At 68.1% G+C, this 5,053-nt stretch carries 3 protein-coding genes; all 3 read left to right on the top strand.

Going from position 1 to position 5,053, the window contains the following annotated elements; all coding sequences use genetic code 11:
• Nucleotides 1-858, top strand: an 858-nt coding sequence (locus VE23_RS13315) for an AAA family ATPase (RefSeq protein WP_232316929.1), incomplete at its 5' end; no start/stop codon positions are given.
• The gene (locus VE23_RS13310; protein WP_049868247.1) at nt 855-2,711 is read left to right on the top strand and encodes a DUF58 domain-containing protein; all 1,857 of its coding nucleotides are present in this window, start codon (nt 855-857) and stop codon (nt 2,709-2,711) included. The genes VE23_RS13315 and VE23_RS13310, both read left to right, overlap by 4 nt.
• On the top strand, nt 2,698-5,053 hold a 2,356-nt coding region (locus tag VE23_RS13305; protein ID WP_049868246.1), incomplete at its 3' end, for a transglutaminase-like domain-containing protein. The genes VE23_RS13310 and VE23_RS13305, both read left to right, overlap by 14 nt.

Raw genomic sequence — 5,053 nt, 5'->3', positions numbered from 1 at the left:
GGCGGCCATATTTTGCTGGAGGATGTGCCGGGAGTCGGCAAGACGCTGCTGGCCCGCGCGCTCGCGCGGCTGACGGGAGGACGCTTCCAGCGCATCCAGTTCACTTCGGACCTGCTGCCGGCCGATGTGACGGGAGGCTCGGTATGGGACGGCAGAGCGGGCGAGTTCATCTATCGCGAAGGTCCGATCATGGCCAATATCGTCCTGGCCGACGAGATCAACCGCACATCGCCTCGAACGCAGTCGGCGCTGCTGGAGGCGATGGAGGAGAGATGCGTCACTGTGGACGGGACAACCCGGCGGCTGCCGGAGCCTTGGCTGCTGATCGCCACCCAGAATCCGCTTGACGACGAAGGAACGCATCCGCTGCCGGAGGCGCAGATGGACCGCTTCATGATGAGGCTGTCGATCGGCTATCCGGATAGCCGGGACGAGGTGCGGATGCTGGAAATGATGGCGGCGGGCGAGCAGCGCCAGCCGGAGCTGCTGCGGCCGGTCGTCTCCGCGCGGCAGTGGCAAGCCATGGCGGAGGAGAGCCGGACGGTGCATTGCAGCCCGGAATTGCTCGCTTATATCGTACGCGTCGTCCAGGCAACGCGCATGGCCCCGGAGCTTACGCTCGGCGCGAGCCCGAGGGCGTCGCGGGATTGGCTGCGGGCGGGCCAGGCAATGGCTTACGCGGCAGGCCGGGATTACGTGCTGCCGGATGATCTTAAGGCCGTCGCGGCTGCGGTGCTCGCCCACAGGCTGTGCGCCCGGGACGGATACGGACAGCCGGACCCGGCAGCAGCGGCAGGCGCGCTGTTCCGCATTCTGGGCTCCGTGCCGGTTCCCGGTTCCCGGGGGGCGAAGCCGTGAGCGCGGCCGGGAGCGGTGCGGGAGGGCGCGGACCGCATGCGGCCGGGCTTCCGCCGGCAGGCGGAATGGGGAGCGGAAAGATGCATGCAGCCGGAAGCCCGACGATGAACGGAGCCGGTTATTCGGCTGCGATGGGAATTGCGGCGCAAGGCGGCACGGCGGTGCCGGGAGCGGGAAGCATGCCGTCTCAAGGAATTTTAGATGCTGGAGGTGGGGGCATGGCCGCATCCGGCTCTGGGGGCATCTTGCAGGTAGGCGGAGGCGCGGCGGCATTTGGCTCGGGAAGCCAAATGCAGGGCAGCACCGCCAAAGCGCAGCTTGGAGCGGGGAGCCGTGTGCAGGGGAGCACGGCCAAAGCGCAGCCTGGAGCGGGAAGCCGTATGCAGGGGAGCACGGCCAAAGCGCAGCCTGGAGCGGGAAGCCGTATGCAGGGCAGCACGGCCAAAGCGCAGCCTGGAGCGGGGAGCCGTATGCAGGGCAGCACGGCCAAAGCGCAGCCTGGAGCGGGGAGCCGTATGCAGGGCAGCACCGTCAAAGCGCCGTCCGGAGCGGGAAGCTCCGCAGTCCGGGATGCTTCAAGCTTGCCTGCGGCCATCAAGCCGCGCCGTCTGGCGCTTGCCGCGCTTGCCATGCTGGCGGCCGCCGCTATGGCCGCAGCAGCTGTCCGCGGCGGAGCGGCGGAATGGCTCGCCGCGTCCGTCCTGGGAGGCGTGCTGGGACTTGCCGCCTTGCCGGGATTATGGATGGCGGGCAGCGGGCTTCGGGCTGAGCGGCTGCTGGCGCCGGGAAGCCAGGACGGATCGCTGGAGGTCACCCTTGTGATTCGGGGGCGCCGGGTGCTGCCGCTGCTGATGCTGCAGGTCCGGGAGGAGCTGGTCAATGAGTCGACGGGACTCAAGCAGCCTTTGACGATGGCGGGCTGGTCTCTTCCTTGGCTGAAAAAAGAGTGGACGCTGAAGTATGAGGCGGCGAACCTGGGACGGGGCTGCTACCGGTTCCGGGCCGTGACGGTGACAGCCGTCGAGCCGTTCGGACTTGGCGCTTCCCGGCGGAAGCTGGAATGCGGCGGAGAATTCACCGTCCTTCCCCAGCCTGAAGGAGACCGGAATAGCCTTCCTCCGGCTGGAGCGGATAGGCCGGAAGGCGGAATTGGCGGCGAGGAGCCCGGCGAAGGACGGCGGGAGCGGCGTTCCGGCGGAGCCGGTCCAGGCACACGGCCTTACCGGGAGGGAGACTCCGTCCGGCATATCGATTGGCGGGCGGCGGCCAAGGGACGCGAGCTTCGCATCAAGACGGACGAGGCCGGTCCGGGAGCCTGCGCCGTCGTGCTTTTGGGTTCGGGAGCCGCCGTCGGCGACGCGCTGCTCGACCGCAGCGCGGGACTCGCGCTGGCTGCCATGCTGGAAGAGCGGCGAAGCGGGCGCTCCGTCCGGCTGCAGGCCGGGGCAGGCTCAGTGCTTGTTCGAGCGGGCGGCCAAGGCAAAGGAGCCGTCGAGGCGGCGGCGCATCTGCTCGCGAGGCTCAGCCCGGCATCGATGGGCACGCTGGCGGAACAGCTCGATCGGCTGCGCTCGGACAGGCTGCTGCCCCATGGGTGCAGCCTGATCATGGTGACGCCGGACTGGCAGGACGGAGAAGCATGGAGCCATGCGGCGGAGGCGGCCCGCGCGGCCGGCTGCCGCTTTGAATTCAGGGTGCCGATGCTGCAGACAGTGCCTTCCGCCGCCATGAGGGAGCGGATGCGCTGGGCGCAAGCCAGAGGCTACCGCGTCTCCTGGCTGCCGTTTTCCTCTCCGGCCGGCAAGCCTGTTCTTCATCAGGGAGAGGAGGGCGGCCGCCATGGCGGAAGGTAAAGGCGCCGGCAAGCAGTATGTAGCGGGTATACAGCAAGGAGCGGGAGCAAGGAAAGGAACAAAAGCACACGAAGCCGGAAATCCTTCGCATGCTGATGATAAGCAAAGAAGCGCAAGGGGCGGAGCGCTTCCCGAGCTGACTTTGAAGGCGGCAATGCCTGCCGCCCCGTTGGCCGGCAAGCCCGGTCATGCGGGCTTGCCTTGGCTGACCGCATCTGGGGCAGGAAGCGGCATTCCGTCCGGAAGCGAGTCGGGACAACCGGATGGAGGAAGCTCCAAGGAGGGAACCGGCTTCCCTGCGTCAGGAACGGCCGATCACGCAAAAAAGCCGCGGAATAGCACGAGTTCGCGAGTTCATTCCGGCCGTCCTGCAAGAGGCAGCGGGAATAACGCTGCTCCCGCTTCGGGCAGCGATCTGTCGGGACATTCGCTGAGCCTGCCGCTGCGCCTTGCCACCAGCCTGCTGCTGCTTGGACTGCTGGCGGAGTGGCTGCTGCCGCTCGCTCAGCTGCCGGGTTGGAACAGTTCCTTTCCGCTGGCGCGCCTGCTGCTTCTCGGGGGAGCTTTTTTGGCTGCAGGCGCTTTTTTGCTGCCGGGCTGGGCGGCTTCGCTGCTGAGGACGGCCGTGCTGATCGGCGGGGCCGGCTGGATGGCCGGAGGCATGCGGCTCTGGCTGAACTGGATCGGCGGCTTGCCCGGCATACTTGCGGATGATGTCCGCAGCGTGGCTGACCAAGGCATCTCCGGCTTGTCCGCTCCGACGCAGGCGCTCCTGCTGCTTGCGGGACTCGCGGCGCTGCTGTCCGCGCTCCAGACGCTGGTCTGGATCCGCCAATGGGGACTGGGCCTTACCGTGCTGACAGGCTTGTATCTCGGCCTGCTTTACCAATGGATGGGCCTCGACTTGCTGCCGGGCATGGCGCGGGCGGCGGCGGAGGGCCTGCTGCTCTCCGCGCTGCTGACCGGACATCGGCTGCGGCGTCGGGCGGGCGAAGCGCCTCCGCCCGCTCCGGCCGGGGCTTGGGGCTTCCCATCCGGAGGGCATCATGTCCGGCTGGGCGGATGGGCTGCTGCGTCGGGCGCCGCCCTGCTCGTGCTGGGCGCCGCCCTCCTGCTGTCCAGCGGCAAGCCGCGCCTGTACGGCCCGGCGTCCTGGGCGCTCGAGGTCCAGCACAGCATTCGGGAAGGCGCCTCCGCAGCGGCTGCGGGCGCAGGGGGCGCATCCCGGCTTGTTGTCGGAAGCGGTACGCTGCAAGGAGCCTTTTCCGGCTACAGCCAGGACGATTCCGTCTTGGGTGCGCCGCTCGCTCTGGCCAGGACGCCTGTGTTCACGGCGCTTTCCCCCGCCCCGCTCTATTGGAGAGGGGAGTCCAAGTCCGTCTATGAAGGCCGAGGCTGGAGGGAGGATTACGGGCAGCTCCAATCGGTTCCGGTCGGATCGGGTCAAGGAACGGAGTCAGGCGGTAGCGCTGGAATCACCCAGACGGTGCGGCTTGCAAGGCATGCCGAAGGACAGCCGCTTCCGGTATCGGGCAGGAACGCCGAGCTGATGGCTGCGCAAGGAGAAGGCGCCGGAAAGGGAGCCTCCTCTTACCTGAAGGACAAAATGACAGAAGCGATTTATTTGCCGCAGGGAGGCTCGGGAGAGATGCAGTACGAGACGCGCTCGGTCAAGCCGGAGACTTCCGCCTCGGTCCTTCGCGCACAGTCGGAGACCAAGGAGACGGCGGAGGGCGCCGATGCGGAATGGCTGCAGGAGCAGATCCAGGCGAATCTTCAGCTGCCCGCAAACCTGCCGAAGCGGGTGAAGGATCTGGCCTCGTCCATCGTCCGCGCGGCTGGCCCGAACCGGTACGACCAGGCGGCGGCCGTCAGCGGGTATTTGAAGGAGCATTACGTCTACTCGCTGACGGACACTTCCATTCCGAAGGAAGGCCAGGATCTGGCCGACCAGTTCCTGTTCGTGCAGAAGACGGGCTATTGCGTGCATTTCTCGACGGCGATGGCGGTCATGCTCCGCTCGCAAGGCATCCCGGCACGCTGGGTCAAAGGGTACACCGCCGGAAGTCCGGCCAAGGATCAAAGCGAGGCGGAGGCGGGAAGCCGGGTTTACGAGGTCACCGCCGCCGACGCGCATGCCTGGGTGGAGGTGTATTTGGGCGGCGCGGGCTGGGTTCCGTTCGATCCGACGCCGGGTTTTGCCGGCCCGGCCGGCCCGGCGGCTGCCCCGCAAGGCGCGAGCCCGCAAGCGCCGGAAGGACTTGAGCGGCCAGACGCCGCGCAGAACGGCTCGCCCGCTCAGCGGCTGCGCGATGCGGCCGGCTCCGCCGCGGCCCGCCTCG

Source organism: Paenibacillus sp. D9, from assembly GCF_001188365.1.
GTDB classification, from domain to species: domain Bacteria; phylum Bacillota; class Bacilli; order Paenibacillales; family Paenibacillaceae; genus Paenibacillus_O; species Paenibacillus_O humicus.
This window is presented reverse-complemented; position numbering and strand designations above follow the sequence as displayed.